The sequence below is a fragment of the Veillonella parvula genome (assembly GCF_024461875.1).
Classification (GTDB): Bacteria; Bacillota; Negativicutes; order Veillonellales; family Veillonellaceae; genus Veillonella; species Veillonella parvula_I.
The window spans coordinates 16,358-34,572 of the sequence record NZ_JANGAL010000007.1 but is presented as its reverse complement, the minus strand read 5'-3'; the positions used below and the strand labels follow the sequence as shown (position 1 = coordinate 34,572).

At 37.5% G+C, this 18,215-nt stretch carries 18 protein-coding genes and 3 tRNA genes; 16 read left to right on the top strand and 5 right to left on the bottom strand.

Features of this window, described 5'->3' with window-relative positions; translation table 11 throughout:
* Position 1 precedes the first annotated feature (1 nt).
* The 15 genes from NE668_RS08925 to NE668_RS08855 all read left to right on the top strand — a co-directional run bounded on the left by NE668_RS08925 (position 2) and on the right by NE668_RS08855 (position 11,322).
* The gene (locus NE668_RS08925) at positions 2-346 is read left to right on the top strand and encodes a YkvA family protein (protein ID WP_004693603.1); all 345 of its coding nucleotides are present in this window, start codon (positions 2-4) and stop codon (positions 344-346) included.
* Between the two features lie 116 nt (positions 347-462).
* Positions 463-882 carry an acyl-CoA thioesterase gene (locus NE668_RS08920; protein ID WP_004693602.1) on the top strand — a complete coding sequence of 140 codons (420 nt, stop codon included), beginning with the start codon at positions 463-465 and terminating at the stop codon, positions 880-882.
* A complete protein-coding gene (gene murI, locus NE668_RS08915; protein ID WP_012863984.1) occupies positions 875-1,678 on the top strand; it encodes a glutamate racemase in 804 nt (267 codons plus the stop codon). The genes NE668_RS08920 and murI overlap by 8 nt, the downstream gene beginning before the upstream one ends.
* Before the next feature lie 12 nt (positions 1,679-1,690).
* Positions 1,691-2,230, top strand: a complete 540-nt coding sequence (locus NE668_RS08910) for a hypothetical protein (RefSeq protein WP_004693598.1) — start codon at positions 1,691-1,693, stop codon at positions 2,228-2,230.
* Positions 2,231-2,242: 12 nt separating this feature from the next.
* A complete protein-coding gene (locus NE668_RS08905) occupies positions 2,243-2,893 on the top strand; it encodes a coenzyme F420-0:L-glutamate ligase (protein WP_004693597.1) in 651 nt (216 codons plus the stop codon).
* Positions 2,894-3,085: 192 nt separating this feature from the next.
* Positions 3,086-4,798, top strand: a complete 1,713-nt coding sequence (locus NE668_RS08900; RefSeq protein ID WP_227037825.1) for a hydantoinase/oxoprolinase family protein — start codon at positions 3,086-3,088, stop codon at positions 4,796-4,798.
* Complete coding sequence (locus NE668_RS08895; protein ID WP_004693591.1) at positions 4,788-6,212, top strand: histone deacetylase family protein; 1,425 nt, start codon at positions 4,788-4,790, stop codon at positions 6,210-6,212. Before NE668_RS08900 ends, NE668_RS08895 begins: the two co-directional genes overlap by 11 nt.
* Before the next feature lie 163 nt (positions 6,213-6,375).
* Positions 6,376-7,131: a ribonuclease PH gene (gene rph / locus NE668_RS08890; RefSeq protein WP_004693589.1), complete on the top strand. Its 756-nt coding sequence runs from the start codon at positions 6,376-6,378 to the stop codon at positions 7,129-7,131.
* 1 nt (position 7,132) lies between these two features.
* On the top strand, positions 7,133-7,708 hold the full coding sequence (locus NE668_RS08885) for an XTP/dITP diphosphatase (RefSeq protein ID WP_004693587.1): 576 nt from the start codon (positions 7,133-7,135) through the stop codon (positions 7,706-7,708).
* 66 nt (positions 7,709-7,774) lie between these two features.
* Positions 7,775-8,272 carry a metallophosphoesterase family protein gene (locus NE668_RS08880; RefSeq protein WP_004693585.1) on the top strand — a complete coding sequence of 166 codons (498 nt, stop codon included), beginning with the start codon at positions 7,775-7,777 and terminating at the stop codon, positions 8,270-8,272.
* Positions 8,273-8,349: 77 nt separating this feature from the next.
* Positions 8,350-9,132, top strand: a complete 783-nt coding sequence (gene speD, locus NE668_RS08875) for an adenosylmethionine decarboxylase (protein ID WP_008715652.1) — start codon at positions 8,350-8,352, stop codon at positions 9,130-9,132.
* Positions 9,133-9,397: 265 nt separating this feature from the next.
* Entirely contained in the window at positions 9,398-10,603 is a 1,206-nt protein-coding gene (locus tag NE668_RS08870) for an NAD(P)-dependent malic enzyme (protein ID WP_004693580.1), read from the top strand.
* A gap of 380 nt (positions 10,604-10,983) precedes the next feature.
* Positions 10,984-11,060, top strand: a tRNA-Pro gene (locus NE668_RS08865).
* A gap of 10 nt (positions 11,061-11,070) precedes the next feature.
* Positions 11,071-11,144 (top strand) — tRNA-Gly (locus tag NE668_RS08860).
* Between the two features lie 101 nt (positions 11,145-11,245).
* A tRNA-Arg gene (locus tag NE668_RS08855) sits at positions 11,246-11,322 on the top strand.
* Positions 11,323-11,436: 114 nt separating this feature from the next.
* Here the strand turns inward: NE668_RS08855 and NE668_RS08850 are convergent.
* The 5 genes from NE668_RS08850 to NE668_RS08830 are packed head-to-tail and all read right to left on the bottom strand — an operon-like array spanning position 11,437 to position 15,674.
* The gene (locus tag NE668_RS08850) at positions 11,437-12,849 is read right to left on the bottom strand and encodes a site-specific integrase (protein WP_227037901.1); all 1,413 of its coding nucleotides are present in this window, start codon (positions 12,847-12,849) and stop codon (positions 11,437-11,439) included.
* Positions 12,850-12,898: 49 nt separating this feature from the next.
* The gene (locus NE668_RS08845; RefSeq protein WP_227037827.1) at positions 12,899-13,189 is read right to left on the bottom strand and encodes a hypothetical protein; all 291 of its coding nucleotides are present in this window, start codon (positions 13,187-13,189) and stop codon (positions 12,899-12,901) included.
* Positions 13,170-13,958, bottom strand: a complete 789-nt coding sequence (locus NE668_RS08840) for a relaxase/mobilization nuclease domain-containing protein (RefSeq protein WP_227037829.1) — start codon at positions 13,956-13,958, stop codon at positions 13,170-13,172. Before NE668_RS08840 ends, NE668_RS08845 begins: the two co-directional genes overlap by 20 nt.
* Positions 13,928-14,245 carry a hypothetical protein gene (locus NE668_RS08835; RefSeq protein WP_227037831.1) on the bottom strand — a complete coding sequence of 106 codons (318 nt, stop codon included), beginning with the start codon at positions 14,243-14,245 and terminating at the stop codon, positions 13,928-13,930. The genes NE668_RS08840 and NE668_RS08835 overlap by 31 nt, the downstream gene beginning before the upstream one ends.
* 1 nt (position 14,246) lies before the next feature.
* Positions 14,247-15,674 carry a DUF5906 domain-containing protein gene (locus NE668_RS08830; protein ID WP_227037832.1) on the bottom strand — a complete coding sequence of 476 codons (1,428 nt, stop codon included), beginning with the start codon at positions 15,672-15,674 and terminating at the stop codon, positions 14,247-14,249.
* A gap of 227 nt (positions 15,675-15,901) precedes the next feature.
* Between NE668_RS08830 and NE668_RS08825 the strand changes: the two genes are divergently transcribed.
* Entirely contained in the window at positions 15,902-18,064 is a 2,163-nt protein-coding gene (locus NE668_RS08825) for a hypothetical protein (protein WP_227037834.1), read from the top strand.
* The last annotated feature ends 151 nt before the right edge of the window (positions 18,065-18,215 follow it).

Genomic DNA, 18,215 nt, shown 5'->3' with positions numbered 1-18,215 from the left:
TATGAATCCATTTAATATTATTAAATATGGTAAGTATTTTAGCGAATCAAGATTTTTAGGGTTTCTTGGTCGATATGGTAAGAAACTTGCCTTTGTACAACAAGCAGTAACCTTGTTCCTTTGTTTTCGTGACAAGGATACTCCCAAATATGTAAAAGCGGTCATTGCAGGTGCCTTAGGGTATTTGGTATTACCTATTGATATTGTGCCGGATGCGATTGCTGTATTAGGTTGGGTAGATGATGTGGCAGTACTCGGATTAGCCTTTAAGATTGCGAATCGTTATATCAAAACGAGTCATCAAGAAGAGGCAAAAAAATTCTTTCCATTTGGTAGCAGTCGCTAACTTTTACCATTTTAGGCAGTTTGATCCACAGTGATTGAACTGCCTTTATTTATTTGACACACTAAAGTAATAGATATAGAATAAAAATTGTATACTATTTAAAAAGGACAGAATTTATGCATATTGCTTCAGTAAATGTACGATTTTATGAAACTGATATGATGGGGATTGCTCACCATAGTAACCATTTTAGATGGTTCGAAATGGCGCGCATTGAATTCCTTCGTAAGATCGGTGTCACTTTGTGGGATATGATGAATGAGGATATTGTATTTCCTATCATGAATGTATCTTGCAATTATAAAGAACCTGCGAATTTCGATGATGAACTTCACATCGAAACGTATTTGGTTAAGATGACAAGGGCTCAAATGGTGTTTCGCTATCGCATGCGCCGTGCTAGTGATGGAGCGTTACTTGCTACGGGGGAAACTAAGAACGCCTTTATGTCAAAATTAACAGGAAAAATTGTGCGATTAGACGATACTTTTTATCTGCCTATGTTAGCAGCTGTTGAGGAGATGCCGCATGAGTAATGTACAACAATTGCCTATCGGTGTATTTGACTCTGGTGTAGGCGGATTATCTGTATTGAAGGTATTACAAGAACAATTTCCTAACGAAGATTTTATCTATATCGGTGATAATGCGAATAATCCTGTAGGTAATCGCAGTGATGATGAAATCACTTATTTAGCGTGCCGTATTGCGGAGACGCTAGAAAAGCAGCCTGTTAAGTTGATGGTGATTGCTTGTAACACCTTCACCGTTGTGGCTCTTGATGCGGTACGTGAACTTGTATCTGTGCCAGTTATTGGTGTATCACAAGGTGTAAAAACAGCTATTAATAAAAGTAAAAGCAAGACTATCGGTATTATGGCGACCGTGGCCACTGTAAATAGTCATATTCATAAGCATGTGGCTTTAGAAGTTGATCATGAGGTTTTTGTTTGGGAACAACCTTGTCCAGAGTTGGCGGGGCTTATTGAACAAGGTCATTTAGATGATTACTTTGTTCGTGAAGTATGCAAGGATTATTTAGAACCTTTATTATCTCGAGAAATTGAGGTTGTTGTTTTGGGGTGTACTCATTTTCCATTTGTACAACCTTTACTAGAGGAACTAACATCGTGTCGCATTCAGTTCATTGATCCTGCTTTTGAAACAAGTGAATTGGTTCGTCACAGACTAGAGAGTAAAAATCTTTTCAATCATCAAGATACTGTAGGCACCGTGACATTGTATTTTACAAAGGATGTCGAACTTGGTGATACGTTGAGTGCATCCTTCCTTGATACAAGCCGTCGTACCATTGAACATATTACATTATAAAGGAGATACCCTATGTGGTTTTATAACATCCTCAGTGCAGTAATAGCTATTATTGTGGCTGTTGCAGCTCTGTACTTATTATTCCGTTTGTTTGTGTTGAAACAAGGTAATGAAAATATTGTCTTATTAGCGAAACGGGCAACGAACTTCCAAGTGTCTGATCGTAGTTTTGAATCCATTACGTTGTTCTGTGATATACCATTTGTAAATAAAGGGCGCCAATTGGGCACAATAATGGACTTATTTCCACGTCCATTATTACCGGAAGAACATTTTGATGCCGTTAAAGTAAATGCTTGGGCTATGGATATTAATCGTCCGCGTCAAGATGGATATTTTGAAGCTATAATTATCAAACCACGCAAAGGTGGCACAATTCGTGTATATGTTACATTAACAGGTAAAACTGGCAATATTCGAGAAGATATTAAGGGATTCCCTTATATGGACATTGATATTTACTACCAAATCGTAGGCCGGACAGACTATCATATTGATAAACAGCGTATTCGTTTGACTGCTGAAGAAGTTCAAGCAGCAATGGTTCAATAAGGAGGCATAACAATGGCAGAATTAGAGTTAGTATGTGTGCCAACACGTATCCTTACAGATAATGATGACATCGTTGATGCTATCGTTGAATTTGGCGGACATAATATTGGACCTGAAGATATCGTATGCGTTGCTGAATCTGTAGTAGCTATTACGCAAGGTCGTTTTACACGTCCTGAAGAGCTAAATGTGTGCTGGCAAGCTCGTTTAATTAATCGTTTTATCCATCCAGATGGATCCATGGCATCTATTTATGGTATGCAATCGGCTATGAATTTGGATGGTAAATGGAAGGTATTAGGTGCTTTTATTTTAGGCGCTATTGCTAAAATTTTCCGTAAACCAGGGGTATTCTATGCAATTGCTCGGGCTGCATCCTTAACAGATGATGTAACGGGGACTATGCCTCCATTTGATAAGCACATTGTATTTGGTCCAAAGGATCCGGATAAAGTGGCTGAGAAAATTGTATCTCGCACTGGTTGTTACGGTGCCGTTGTAGCTGATGTTAATGATTTGAAACGGTCCGCTATTTTAGGTACAAGTCGTGGAATTGACGCTAAAAAAATTGCACAATTGTTGATTGATAATCCATTTGGTAACGATAGTCAAATGACTCCGATTGTTATCATCAAAAATTACGCATCTGTATCTGGTAAATAACAGAAGGCTGTACTCATCACATAGAGATGGGTACAGCTTTTTTATATAATGAGCCTGAATATGGACTATACGCAGATTTGAATAGGGATTGCATATTAGATCAAATAGAGAGTATATGGTAGCTTAAATGGAGTTTTCTTTACTACGTTTTGAGTTTGTATGGATTCTTTATTAATACTAAAAGGAGGTTATATGTTACTAGGGTTAGACGTAGGTGGAACTTTTACCGATGCGGTTATCATTGATGCCCATCGTGTAGTGGCAACTGCGAAGAGGCGGACTACAAAGGATAATCTAATGAATGGTATAGGTGAGGCCTTAGATGCGGTTTTGGAGGGCTATGATACATCAAATATTGAACAAGTAACCTTATCTACTACCGTGGTGACAAATACCATCGTAGAAGCGAAGGAGCAAGTAGTAGATCTCTATGTGATTACAGGTCCAGGCCGTAATGTAGATGATATATTCCCCGTGGAACCTATATATCTTCAAGGTTATACAGATCATAGAGGTATCGTTGTAGAGCGTACCCCTGCTGATGCTGTACGTGGTATAGCCAACATGGTTCAAGCACGTAGTGGTACCGATTTGGCTGCTGTGTCCGCTAAATTTGGGGTGCGGAATCCTCAAGAAGAACTATCTATTACAGAGGAATTGAAAAATACGTATCATACAATTTCTAATGGCAGTTTATTAAGTGGTTCTTTAAATTTCCCTCGTCGTACTATTAGTGCTTATTTTAATAGCGCTGTGACACCCGTATTTACGGTGTTTAAGAAAAATGTTGAAGATGCTCTCAGTGCACGGAATATATTGGCTCCACTTCACATTTTAAAGGCCGATGGTGGTTCTCTACCTATGGAGCATATGGTGAGTCGTCCAGTAGAGACTGCCTTTACAGGCCCTGCTGCAACAGTTCTTGGACTATCGGCTCTCGGCGTTATAGGTAATAAGCATACAGTGGCTCTAGATATTGGGGGTACTACAACGGATATATCCCTTTGGAAGCATGGTAAACCATTGATGACAAAAAATGGTGTATCTATTCGTGAGTATCCAAGTGCAGTACGATCCTTTGCCGTTACCTCTGTCGGCATTGGTGGGGAATCTGTAGTTCGCTTTAAAAATGGTAATCTTACCGTAGGTCCTGAACGAGTGGGACCATCGGTAGCTCTAGGGGGTATAGAACCTACCTTGGGGGATGCACTTATCGTGCTCGGTCACGCGAACTATGGAGACTTTAATCTAGCAACACGAGCTTTACAAGATTTAGCAGATGCTATCCAGGCTACGTTTCAATCTAATAATGTAAATATCTCAAATAATCAACTAACTCTTATTAAGACCGCCTCTGATGTAGCAAGACTAATCCTACAAAATGCGTTGGAAACGATTCAACGTGGCGTAGATGAGGTCATAACAGTTGAGAACAAACGCCCTATTTATGTGGTGGCAGATATTGTAAATCCTGATATATTTGTGCCTGAACATATTGTTGTAGTAGGAGGCACGGCGCCAAGTCTCGGAGCGAGCATTGGAGAATATATGGATTTACCTATTACGATTCCAGAAAATGCAGCCGTAGCGAATGCTATTGGTGCTGCGCTAGCCCTATCTACCATCGAACTCACTGTCCATGTAGATACAAAACGTCGTTTACTTGTCATTCCGGAATTAGGTATTAAACAGCAAAATTGTACTTTAAAACGAGCGGAACAAGTTGTAGAACGAGCCAAAGAGGCTCTTAGTGAAGAGGCTTTACGTTTAGGTTTAGATACGGCGCAAGAAATCGAGGTCATTAGCATTGAAGATTTCCCTGTGGTAGAGGGCTGGCAATCTATGGAGCGTTTAATTACGGTGAAAGTACAACTAGCGGCGGGGGTGAAACACTATGTGGAATAAAGGTTTATCCTATCGTGAGCGTCATGGTCTTATAGAAAAGGATATAAACACGAAACTGAATGACGACGTGAATTCTACTATTGGTAAGGCTAAATATCATCACAGTTTAGGTCTTGTCTTTTTCCCTGCGTTTGACTGGAAAATTTCTGAAACACATCCTGAACGACAAGAGCGTTTACTCTATACGCGTGATCAAATTGTAGAAGAAGGTTTGTTAGATATACCGAATATTAGAGAATATAATCCAATAGTAGCTGATTGGGATACAATAGATCGGGTTCATGTTGGTGCTCCAGATTTAGAGTCTTGGGTGACTGAAGCTCATCGAGTATCTGCTGGAGGTGCTATTGCGGCAGCTGATGCGGTCATGCGCGGTGAAGTAGATCGCGCCTTTGCATTGGTAAGACCACCAGGTCACCATGCGATGGCTATGGTTCATGGTATTCGTGGCTTCTGTACGATTAATATTGAAGCCGTTATGATTCAACACATACGTCAAACTTATGGAATTAAACGCGTTGCCGTAGTAGATACTGATGTACATCACGGTGATGGTTCTCAAGATGTGTTTTACCATGATCCTGATACGTTGTATATTAGCTTCCATCAAGATGGACGTACTTTATATCCTGGCACAGGCTTTATGGATGAATTTGGTGGACCTCAGGCCATCGGTGGTAACATCGATATTCCACTACCGCCTGGTACGGGTGACGAAGGCTTGATGAAGGTCATGCGTGAGCTTGTATTGCCTATCCTTGAAGAGTTTAATCCAGATATCGTCATTAACTCGGCTGGGCAAGATAATCACTTTAGCGATCCATTAGCCAATATGCAGGTAACTGCAAAAGGCTATGCAGAGTTAGTCGATTTATTACAAGCAGATATAGCAGTCTTAGAAGGGGGATATTCCGTACAGGAAGCATTGCCATATGTGAATACAGGTATCATTTTATCCATGGCAGGCCTTGATTACAGCAAGGTCGTAGAACCTGCCTTTGACCCTGTTAAATATAAACAAAGTCAAAGTGTAACAAATTATATAGATGAGCTTATCGCTAAGTGGAAGGTACAATGGGCTAATCGATATCGTATAGCAGAAGAAGAACGTGCTGGTGTAGGTGATATTTGGTCAAATCGTTACAATGTGTATTACGATGAAACGGGCGTACAAGAGGAGCGCCTTGAAAGGGTGCGCATGTACGAAGACAAGGTAGGCTGGCATAGCGTGCTTTCACGAGGACAATACGGCCCGTATGGGCCGCAAAGTGTATATGCGATGTTCATCCCTTGGCAAGCAGATAAAGGGACGCGTCAAGATGCTATCGCAGAAGCAAAACGAGCTAAAGCAGAAGGGGGAGCTAGCCGTTACGTTGTGGTAGATCCACTTGGTGACGGACAATATGAACTATAATGTTAATCTTTGTAAATGATAAGGTGAGTTATCATGTTAGAATCGTAAATTATAATATGATTCGTAATGCTGAAAAATAGAAAAATTATGATATAATATAAGAAATAACGCCCCTTTGTGTAAGGGGCGTTCTAATATTTAGTTTTAGAATGGTGAGGTTCCTATGCGCAGTGATAATAGAACAGCGGGTCAATTGCGACCTATTAAAATAACACGGAATTTTACAGAGTATGCAGAAGGTTCTGTACTTATTGAGTGTGGTAAGACCAAGGTTATCTGTACAGCTACTGTTGAAGATTCTGTGCCACGCTGGCTAAAAGGTTCTGGGCAAGGATGGGTAACTGCGGAATACTCATTATTGCCACGTTCTACGCAAACTCGCGTGAGCCGTGAGGCTGCAAAGGGAAAACAAACAGGACGGACTGTAGAAATTCAACGCCTTATCGGTCGTGCATTGCGTGCTGTTGTGGACCTTGAAGCATTAGGAGAGCGTTCTATCACTATCGACTGCGATGTGATTCAAGCGGATGGCGGTACACGAACAGCCTCGATTACAGGTGCCTTTGTAGCTCTCGTTGATGCGGTGGACTTCACTTTTGGCGGAGCTGGAAAATTTCCAATTACTAACTTCTGTGCAGCCATCTCCGTAGGTATTGGTCCAGATGGTCCTATTACGGACCTTTGTTACGAAGAGGATAGTGCCGCCATTGTAGATATGAATGTAGTCCGTACCGGTTCTGGTAATATGGTTGAAGTACAAGGTACAGGTGAACACGGTACATTTAATCGTGATGAGCTCAACGCTTTACTTGATTTAGCAGAGGCTGCTACAGATGAGCTCATGGCTAAACAACGTGAAGTACTTGGTGCGACAGCAGATAAAGTAGGTAAAGAGTATCCTACAGCTCCGGAGGTATAAAATGGAACAAATTGTGCTTGCTACAGGCAATAAAGGAAAAATTCGTGAGTTCTCTGAGGCTTTTTCCCATTTATCTATCGATTGTGTACCTGTAAAAGCTGTGATTTCCATTGAGGAGCCTGAGGAAACTGGTACAACCTTTATGGAAAATGCTCTGTTGAAGGCTCGTTACTATGCGAAGGCTACGAATCGCCCATGCCTTGCTGATGATTCTGGCATTACTGTCGATGTCCTCAATGGTGCACCAGGTGTATATTCTGCGCGTTATGCAGGTCGTCATGGTGATGACAATGCAAACAACGAGAAGTTAATTCGTGAACTACAAGGGAAAAGTAACCGTACAGGTCATTATGTATGCGCTTTAGCACTTGTTTATCCTGATGGCCGAGAAGTTACTGCGGAAGGCTATTGTGATGGACTCGTTCAAGATGAGCCAAAAGGGGAGAATGGCTTTGGCTATGATCCGTACTTCTATGTGCCTGAGTTTAAAAAGACGATGGCAGAGCTAAGTATAGAAGAGAAGGAAACGATTAGTCATCGTGGCCGTGCACTACGTGAATTAATTAACAAGCTTTGATATTTTCGAACTATATGGTATAGTTCATATAAATATATAATATAGTGGCATTAGAGATTAAATACAATGAAACGAATTGGCATTTTAAGTGACACTCATGGGTATCTAGAGGATATCGATCTCGTCTTGGCTGCTACCGCTGATCAAGACATCGATATGTGGCTTCACGCTGGTGATTTTGGAGATGACGCACGCTATATGCAGGAACATACGGATATTCCTGTATATGCTGTGCGTGGGAATAACGACCGTGTGCAACCGCTTGAACCACGAGAGCAATTAATTCCTCTTGAAGATACCTATATTTACATGACACATGGACATGAGGTATCATATTATAATCGAATACAAAAACTGATTGAGTTAGGAACTGACATGGGTGCACGACTCATCGTGTCCGGTCATAGCCATCATCATGGGGAGGTTCGTGCCCGTGATGCGGTATTTGTAAATCCTGGTAGTATTTCTTTGGCTCGTGATCGCTCCGGTGGTACCTTTGCCATCGTTACCTACGATAATGGACAGTTTGATGTAGAGTTTGTGTATAAACAAGATATTGTTTAGTTATATGGTGAAAGCTTCGGTTTTGAAACTTTCAAAAGGAATAGTAAGTCTATGCATGGAAAGGGTTATGACATATCATGGATACACCAGTTAAAGCAAAGCCTAAAATGAAGTTATATGGTTTTAACAATCTCACGAAAACATTGAGTTTTAATATTTATGATATTTGTTATACTCGTACAGAAGAAGAGAAAAAACAATACATTCAGTACATTGATGAAGTATACAATGCGGATCGTTTAACGGCTATTTTGACGGAAGTTAGCCATATCATCGGTGCTAATATCCTTAATGTAGCGAAACAAGATTATGATCCACAAGGTGCGTCTGTTACGATTTTAATTTCTGAAGAGGAAATTGAAAAAGAAGATGTAGTTATGCATTTAGATAAATCGCATCTTACTGTACATACGTATCCTGAAAGCCATCCGCATAAAGGGATTAGTACATTCCGTGCCGACATTGAAGTGTCTACATGTGGACAAATCTCTCCGTTAAATGCACTTAATTACTTAATTCAAAGTTTTGACTCTGATATTCTTACCTTGGATTATCATGTACGTGGCTTTACTCGGGACGTGTCTGGTAAGAAAATTTATATTGATCATCGCATCAATTCTATTCAAAATTACATCAGTGCAAAAACTCGCAACATGTACAACATGATTGATGTAAATGTATATCAAGAAAATATTTTCCATACTAAGATGATGTTAAAAGAATTTGATTTAGATAATTATCTTTTTGGCATTACTGAGTCAGAGTTGAGCGATCGCGAAATCAAGCAAATTAAACATCAATTAAAACAAGAAATGATGGAAATCTTCTATGGACGCAATTTGCCATCTGTAAAAGCTTAAAGACAGTTTTTATAACATTGTTGTGACAGCTTTTATCGTATAATACGAAGATAGACTTGAAGTAGATAATCCTTATATGGCTTATCTACTTTTTTATAATTTACTTTATTACTACGGGAGCTTAATGATAGTTGTTTTTAAAAAAATCGAAAAACTATATCGAAAAAACTTGAATTATGATTTAGCATTTTGTATAATACAATTAGTTAAAGGTATAAATTACCGACTCTAAAGAGTCCGAGTGTATCCACAAAGGAGAATTGTTATGGACGTACGTGAATTAGCTGTACAAAAAAAACGTGAATTAAAAGGTTTCCTTACTGTAGGGACTAAATATGAATTAAAAGACGCTCATGATTTATCTGTAGCTTACACACCAGGTGTAGCAGAACCATGTTTGCGTATTAAAGATAATGAAGCAGAATCCTTCGAATTAACTTGCCGTTCCAACATGGTTGCCGTTGTATCTGACGGCACTCGTGTACTTGGTCTTGGTGATATTGGCGCTGCAGCAGCATTGCCAGTAATGGAAGGTAAATCCTTATTGTTCAAAAAATTCGGTGATGTAGACTGCATTCCATTGGTTGTAGATACAAAAGATGCTGATACATTGATTAATACAGTAAAATTGTTGCAAAAAAACTTTGCTGGTATAAATTTGGAAGATATTTCCTCTCCTAAATGCTATGAAGTTGAAAATCGTTTGAAAGCAGAGTTAGAAATCCCTGTATTCCACGATGACCAACACGGTACTGCTATCGCATGCTTAGCAGGTGTAAAAGGAGCTCTTCGTTTGGTTAAAAAGGATTTAGCTACTGCTAAAATCGTTGTAAACGGTGCTGGTGCGGCAGGTGCTAATATTGCTCGCTTATTATACCTTGCAGGTGCTCGTGATATTACATTGTTGGTATCCTCTGGCGTATTGCATAAAGACTACAAACGTCTTGACTCTTTACAAGCTGAATTAATCGATTTACTTAAACTTGAAGAAAAACATGGCGATTTGGCTGAAAATGCTAAAGGTGCTGATATTCTTCTTGGTGTATCTGCAGCGGGTGCTTTCACAAAAGAAATTTTGGAAAGCTTAGCTGACGATGCAATTGTATTTGCAATGGCTAACCCTAATCCAGAAGCAACATATGCTGATATGAAAGCTGCTGGTATCCGTGTTGCTGGTACAGGTCGTTCCGATGCTCCTAACCAAATCAACAACGTAGCAGTATTCCCAGGTGTATTCCGCGGTGCTATCGACGTTCGTGCGTCTCAAATCACTGACGAAATGAAATTAGCTGCTGCTGACGCTTTGGCTCACTTGATTCCTGATAGTGAATTGAACGAAGAAAACGTAATGCCATCCGTATTCGATCCTCGCGTAGCTCCAGCTGTTGCTAAAGCAGTTGCTGAAGTTGCTGTAAAACAAGGTATTGCTAAAAATCCTCAAGCAATAGAAGATGGTAGCTACGAAGGTTAATTTATTTGCTTTACTAGCATTTTATAATCTTATATAACCATAGAACAATACAACATGCACCTCGAAAGGGGTGCATGTTTTTATATGATCGATTAAGTATATGATTGGCTTTATACTATTAGGGCGAATAATCTATAGATTAAAATGATATAGAGGCGTAGGCGTATAGGATAATAGAAGTAAGGATAGATATATATTAAAGAATGTATTAATGTATCAGTAAAAAAATTAATGAAGTTGTAAAAAAGTACTTGTCACTAGTTTCTATCAATGATATAATAATTTTCGTTGCAGAGCGATACTCAAGAGAGTAAGGACTCAGCAAGAGTAGTGGTTGACATCAACTACCGGGTTTGCTATAATAGCAAAGTAATTAATGACGGGGCATAGCGCAGTTTGGTAGCGCACCTGGCTTGGGACCAGGGGGTCGCAGGTTCGAATCCTGCTGCTCCGACCATTTTTTATTTGCGGGTGTAGCTCAATGGTAGAGCCCCAGCCTTCCAAGCTGGTCGCGAGGGTTCGATTCCCTTCACCCGCTCCATTTTTTTTTGCCTTTTTTAGGGTATACTAAGATAGGGTGTAGTTGACGATACATAGTACATAATTTATACTATAATAGATAATTATATAGGGAATCCACATGGTTCAGTAGCTCAGTTGGATAGAGCAACGGCCTTCTAAGCCGTGGGTCGGGGGTTCGAATCCCTCCTGGATCACCAAAGAAACGTAATAGCCGTAAGGGTTTTAGCCCTTACGGTTATTTTTTTATTACCCTAAAAGAAATGCAAGGATATGGTGCAAGTATAGTTTTTTATACTTGCATTATCCTTGCATCAGGTATATAGGTTTGATACATAATTGAAGGTTTGCTCTTCATTTTGTATCGCATGAGCATATACTTTAATTATCATTGCTGTGCTATCATGACCAGCTAACTTAGCAATTTCAGTATAAGGTACGTTATGCTGTACTAGGTTTGAAATAAACGTATGTCGTGCCACATGGCTGGATAGATGCTTTTCAATACCTAATTCTTTACCAACCTTAGTAAAATATCTCTTACTAAAATTATGTTTATCAAGAGGTCGTAAACCCGTCTCGTTTTCCGCTACCCATAGCTTGCCTTTAGACATTGCCAGTGCACGTTTTAGCACAGAGATAGTATAAGAATTACTAATCGGGATTATACGCTTACTCGAGCGTGTTTTAGGATCTTTACGATTCATTCCGCATTGGGTATCACCCCATGAAGCATTAACATGAATCTTTGCTTTAGTATCATCAATGAAGTCAATTTCATTCCATTGTAGAGCTTGTAGCTCGCCAATACGTAGACCACATTGGAATAGTAGGAGCATACAATGTTCTAAATGGTGGCCTTTGTAATAGTTCAGGAAACATTGTGTTTCATTGACTGTAAGGGCCTCTTTTGGATGCCTAGGAGCTGTTGAGACTGGTTTAACCAACGAATCATAAAAATTTGTCGGAATCAAATCCAGGCTATACAGTTTCTTTAAGGTTAGACTCAGTACAATGAATGTTTTGCGTATATTGGTAGTATACTGGTCAACAAACTGTTGTAGTGAGGCTTTTGAAAGGTCGGAGATAGACATTGTGCCAAAGAATGGTTTGATTCTATTTTCCGTTATATCAAGATAGAGTTTACGAGTGGCTTCGGCATATGTTGCTTTTGTGAAGAAATTGATGCAGAAGTCGTAGTAACTTTGATTGGCACCAGCAGATGCTTTTTTCTTCGATGATTGCTGTTCGTATTTGGACTCAATGAAGCGATACTTATATAACCCATTGTCACGATCTACAATCATTCGTTTTCGCTCAGCGTCGGCCTCTTCTTTCGCGGTGAAACCTTTGGAGCGGAATTTTATTATGCTACCCTGGTCATCACAATACAGTGGGAGATTACGTATGTAATAATACGTTTTGCCACTTCGTTGCGTTTCCTTCGAGATGATACCTTTACCTGATGGAATTTGGTACATTATGGACTCATTTCTCTTGCCATTGGAGTACCTGTTCACAAAATCATTATAAAAGATACCATAGTTATTGGCAATGAAGGACTCACAATCATTTAGTGTAAAGTAATAGCAATTGCCAACCTTATTTTTAGATAGTAAATACCCTTGATCACGTAAACGCTTTCGAAGTGTTTGCACTGATACATTTAAGAATTCACTCAACTTTTGAATAGAGAGGGCTGCGATGGTCTTATTTGAAGTTTTCATGGCCGGCACAGCCCTCCTTTCGTAGTTAAGGTTAAATCTTTATCGGTACTTATACATCACTTGTACTGCAATCTTCTTCAATGGCTTCAACTCCATCTTTGGAAGCATATTCTATAATGACAGATGGTATGGAAACTAATATTGGCATAATTTTTTTAGCTTGTCCTGTAGTGTCCACAGCATATTGCTGACCATCTATTGTGTGGTAACAGCCAATAACATCATTTATGGTTGTTTCACCATTTTTACAAGTTACTCTAAGTAGTCCAGCGTAGAGATACTGACCATCGGGTAGACGTGTTACTTTTTTTGATGCATTTTTATCTGATTTTTTTAACATAATTGAAATCCTCCACAATCTTCATATCTGCGAATTCGACACCATTTTCAATTAAGTCGTATATGACTTGATTTGTTGGGGTAGAGATTATCCCCATAAGTGCAGCAATTGGCTTTTCCTGACTTATTGGGGTAGATACTTTCGGAACATGTTTTACGTTTAACGAGAGGTTCTCATTACTCCAATCGCCCTCATCGTTACTATAGTCATCAAAAAAATTATCAGTCTCCAATAAGTCGAAACTTATGTCGTCTCTTGGGTTTGTTTCACCTTGATTTGAGGCACATTGGTTTTGTGGCAATGTACCGTACAGACCTAAGTTTGTGAGTATGCTACTAATTGCCTTTTTTTGATGTCTTAAATCACTAGGGCTTTGCTGCCATACTTTATCAGTAAAGATATTTCTTGGATGAATAAGGATGTGTATGTGAGGAGAAGAGGGGTGGTCAGTATGTATTGCTGAAAACATTGGATACCCATCAAAAACCTCCATTAAACCTTTCACTATCTCTTTTAGTTCATTTGTTGAAGGAATGCGATCTCCATATGGACATAACATTGCATGTAGAAATAGACGTTCCTTTTCTGTTTTATGCATAGGATGTACAGACCAAGCCTCCAATGGGGTATCAAGGTCTAAATATTGTTCGCTACATAAATCAGATGATGTCTTCTTTTTATTGAAGATGTAGTCAATAGCTTCGTTTGGAGTTTTTAAACGGGCTGACTGTGCACCAATCATTTTGAAGATAGACGTAAGCTTTGCCATAGTTCATGTGCCTCCTTTTTAAAGCTTGTATTTGCAAATTTCGTTTTTGCAATTAGTAGAAATCTAAGCAACCTCGCTTGAAAGAGCGAATCGTTTAATAGTTTATTAGGCTCTTTATTATGGTAAGAAGAATCTGATGCTGGGGATATGTTATCCTCAGGCAAATTTGCTATTAATGACCTAACAACCGTAGAGCGGTTTCTATTCACTAACTTACAATAGCTATCGAGCTGATTAGATAAAGTTTCATCTAACTCAACATTTAATTTCGGTTTTTTACTACCCATTTTAGTCACTCTCCTTTTCTATATAATGGATTTGGATTTGATGAGCTTTAGTGTGTATCTGGACAGATAAATCTTTTAAATCATCTATTTTCCACTTTAAGCCAGACAGACAATATACGTTACCCAGACCATTTTTGGACATATTTTTTCTGACTTTAGTTACTCGATCAAAAGAATCAAAAATACAACGACGCAAATCTGCCATTGTATTTTCATGCAGTCCATTTTCTTTACAATAAATGGAGTATACTTCTTTCAAGTCCGCCATTGGAATGAATGAACCCTCTGTATCAGCTTCTATCAAATCCTCAATAAAATTTTTCTCACTTTGAGACTCGCCAAGTTGATTTTGAAACCATTGTTCACTTTGCGTAGACGTTGTGAAGCCATTAATTAATGCGTTACTATATGCATATATACATGCTGTAGCAATGAGATCAATTTCATCTTTAAGCTCATTAATCAAATTTGGATTCGGATTAGTCGGGACTTTATGAAATCGAAGAAATAGCATACGCTCGGCAAAAGGTGCAATTTCTGTGGCCCTTATTCTAGGTAAAGCATTACCGACTAAGACCAGCTTTGTTCGAATTGCAATAGATATAGATGGCTGATACTTTTGTGAAAGTGTGACCACTTCATTGCCAATTATCAATTTCAAGGTATTCATATCAACAGATACGTTAGAGTCATAGTCTTCAGTAATGTTTATATGAGCACCTAAAAGAGACGCGTTTTCGTTATGTCGGCCGATAAGGGATAGATCCAGATGAGAAACTACGGATGCAGGTAGTAATAGAGATAATATTTTTAGTATTAAACTTTTACCAGTATTGGGTTTGCCTATGAAAAGTACAGCTTTTTTATGACCGACAGTTGGACTTAATAGATAACCCATAAGTTCCAATAGTCTAAGTTGACTATCGGAATCATTGGGAAACATATCATTTAGAAGCTTATAAAAATTGGTGTTATCTAATTTTGAGAGTATATCGTCATCATTTTGTAGAATGAGATCCAGTCTATACTCAGCTTCTATACGATATGTATGAAAGTCCTGAGGTGTTTGAACATGAAAGTCGTTAAGCTTTGTTAAATTTAGAACCCCATTTTTAAAGAGAATATTATTTTCAGAATGTTCACTAGATACTTCAAAGTCTGGATCGACAATAATATCTTCTAATATACTTTTAAGTGTTTCTGCTCTTAAATGGCGATTAACGTCGCTTTGAAAAATATGCTTGCGTAAGTATCGTTGAATATCCTTATCATTGGCATATGTTTCCCAATAATCATCTTTGTTCTTAATTGCTAATGCCCCATTGATGACTTTTAGATTGTCATTTTTAAGTAGGGCATCCTTAACTAATACCGGGTTGATAGTTCCTTTATTGTTTATAATTTTTGGTAGTTCAATACGAGCATCCATTGTTATACCTACTTTCTTGTAAAATATCTTATAATTAAGTACTTGGCGGTGCGCACGTCTTTGTACATGCTTATGATAAAATATTAGTAATAGGGGTGCTTATAAATCGCTAAAGTAATAGAAATTTACTATGATAAGATTTTTATAAGGGTAATCTTGATTAAATCTGTATTTTAATAAAAATCCCCATAAAGGTTAGTTATAACCTTTATGGGGAGGAGGGAGTTATGTTGTTTAGAAACGATTTGCGATTGTTATATTACTATTTGGAAGATACTTATGGGGGTAATTTAGAGCATATAGATGATATAAATGTACTTGATTCGCTAGGTGGTCATTTAAATTCAATCCTGGATAGTGTTGAAGAATTTAAAAAAATAAAAAAAGAAGCGGATCTAAACTCATCTAGTGAGTGGAGAGTGATTCGTGATGAGATATTGGACAAAATTGATAAATCTAACTTCCTAAATTTAATTCCTATAGACCCTTCTTTTAAACAACGAATTTTGCCTATTATTTGGGAGTTATTTCCTCCAAGAGATAGCACAATGTTCAAATTGCTTGGACATAAGTTAATAGTAGATGAAATAACAGATGAAGGTTTGGTTGTACCTTTAAAATCTTATAACAAATATGATCCTAATACTGCGTATCGTGTGAGTGATGAGTTTACTAAAATTATAGAATCTATGCTTACATGTCTTATTATTAGTCGATGCTTTTCTAAGATATATCCCTCAAGTTTTAAATTAGAAAAAAAGAATGGTGATAATATTTCAAAGGGAAAAGCTAATAAACGATTATTGTTTCCAGAAAGTTTTTACGATAATGAACAATATGGTTTCTTTGAAAGGGCGTTGGCTTATAGTGTTTTTAGACGAAAGGATTCAATCCTTAGTTTATTTTCTACAGGTGCTGATTTATCCGGTATCAATGAGTATAAATCGATTGTTGAGAACACTCTTAATATATATAAAGATTACTGTAGACAAATAGATGATGATAATAGAGTTCCAAAAGATTTAAAAATGAACCTTCAGAATATTAGGTACCAAGATATTATCTTTGAAGATTATTGTCGACTGAATTATATTATTAGTTTTGATGATATTTTAACAACAGAGTTCATAACCAATTATTGTTCGATAATAAATTTAGATTGGAAACGTCATGTGATGTTTCACCGTGCAATCTTACTGTTAATCTCGCTATGTCCATTGGGACTAAATTGTTTTATGTTAAAATCAATCATTGGTAATAGTCAATTTTGGAATACTATATTTAGAGGGGCTAAATTAGAAAATCAAGAAAAGTGTTTGCTAGATATAATTTATTATTTGCATAAGATTATTTTTCGTATTTTACCTGCTCTTGAAACTGTAATTGATGAATGTATTGGATCATTAGAAAATAATCAAATAGAGTTAATACTTGAATATAGTTCAAAGATGATCAGCCTATCTGATGCTTTTATAAATATAGATACAATGAAAAATGTAGAGTTTAATGGCTTGAAGCAACTAGATAGATTTTTATATCCTAATAATAAGAAACATAGTTTGCTCCAAGATTTGGTTCAATTGAAATCATTATCCTGGTTGATTTATAAAAACTCTACATTGGATTATTACTGTAATACGCCAGGGAGTCTGATGCCTAGTGAAGTTCTTTGTGGTGATATTAAGTATATAAAAGATCTATCTGTACAGAGCAATGTGATATTACAAGAAATTGTTTTTTCGATTATTAAAGCGATTGCGATAGCAGATTATAGAAAGCATAAATTAAAAGATACGTTCTCTATGTATTCGGAGCAGCAGAAAAAAGAGGAGTGGAGCCGTGTAGAAGCGTTGTTAGACCAAGAAATTTTGAGCACTTTGGATAAAAATTGTATTTATAATTACTATAAAGAACGGTTTTATATTCGAGACTATGATAGTGCCAGAATATCGATTGATAGCACAAACAACTTTATTTATATATGGAGCAATCTAATTAATTCTGAAATAACGAGATACCGTGATAGAAAGAATCAGAGTTGTAAACTTCATGAACTAAACTGTGATAAGCTTAAGTGGGATGAGCTGATAAATTTTAATGCAAATGATTTTAAACAGAGATATAAAAAGTTACTGCAAAATCTTTTGAAAGATATTAGCAACTCACATGATCGATTAAAATATGAACATGCTCTTACTTGCAATAACGATGGTAAATGGATTTTATCAAATTGGAAAAATCGGGATGTTTTGAATTCGTATACTAATGAACTATATTTGGTGGTAGAGCAAATGTTAGATTATCTTTGGCTTTCAAATTATGAAGATGATAAACATAAATTAATTGCATGGGAGCGATATTGGTCATACCATAATAATTTTACTATTTAGTTAAGTGAATACTGTAGGTTAGTTAGAATATAAAAGAGTACCTACTGCTACGTTATCGCTTGTGGCTTCACGTAGCAGTAGGTACTCTTTATTATGAATAATATTATTGCACCAAGATACCTATTTATATTATTAGGAAAATATATTACGA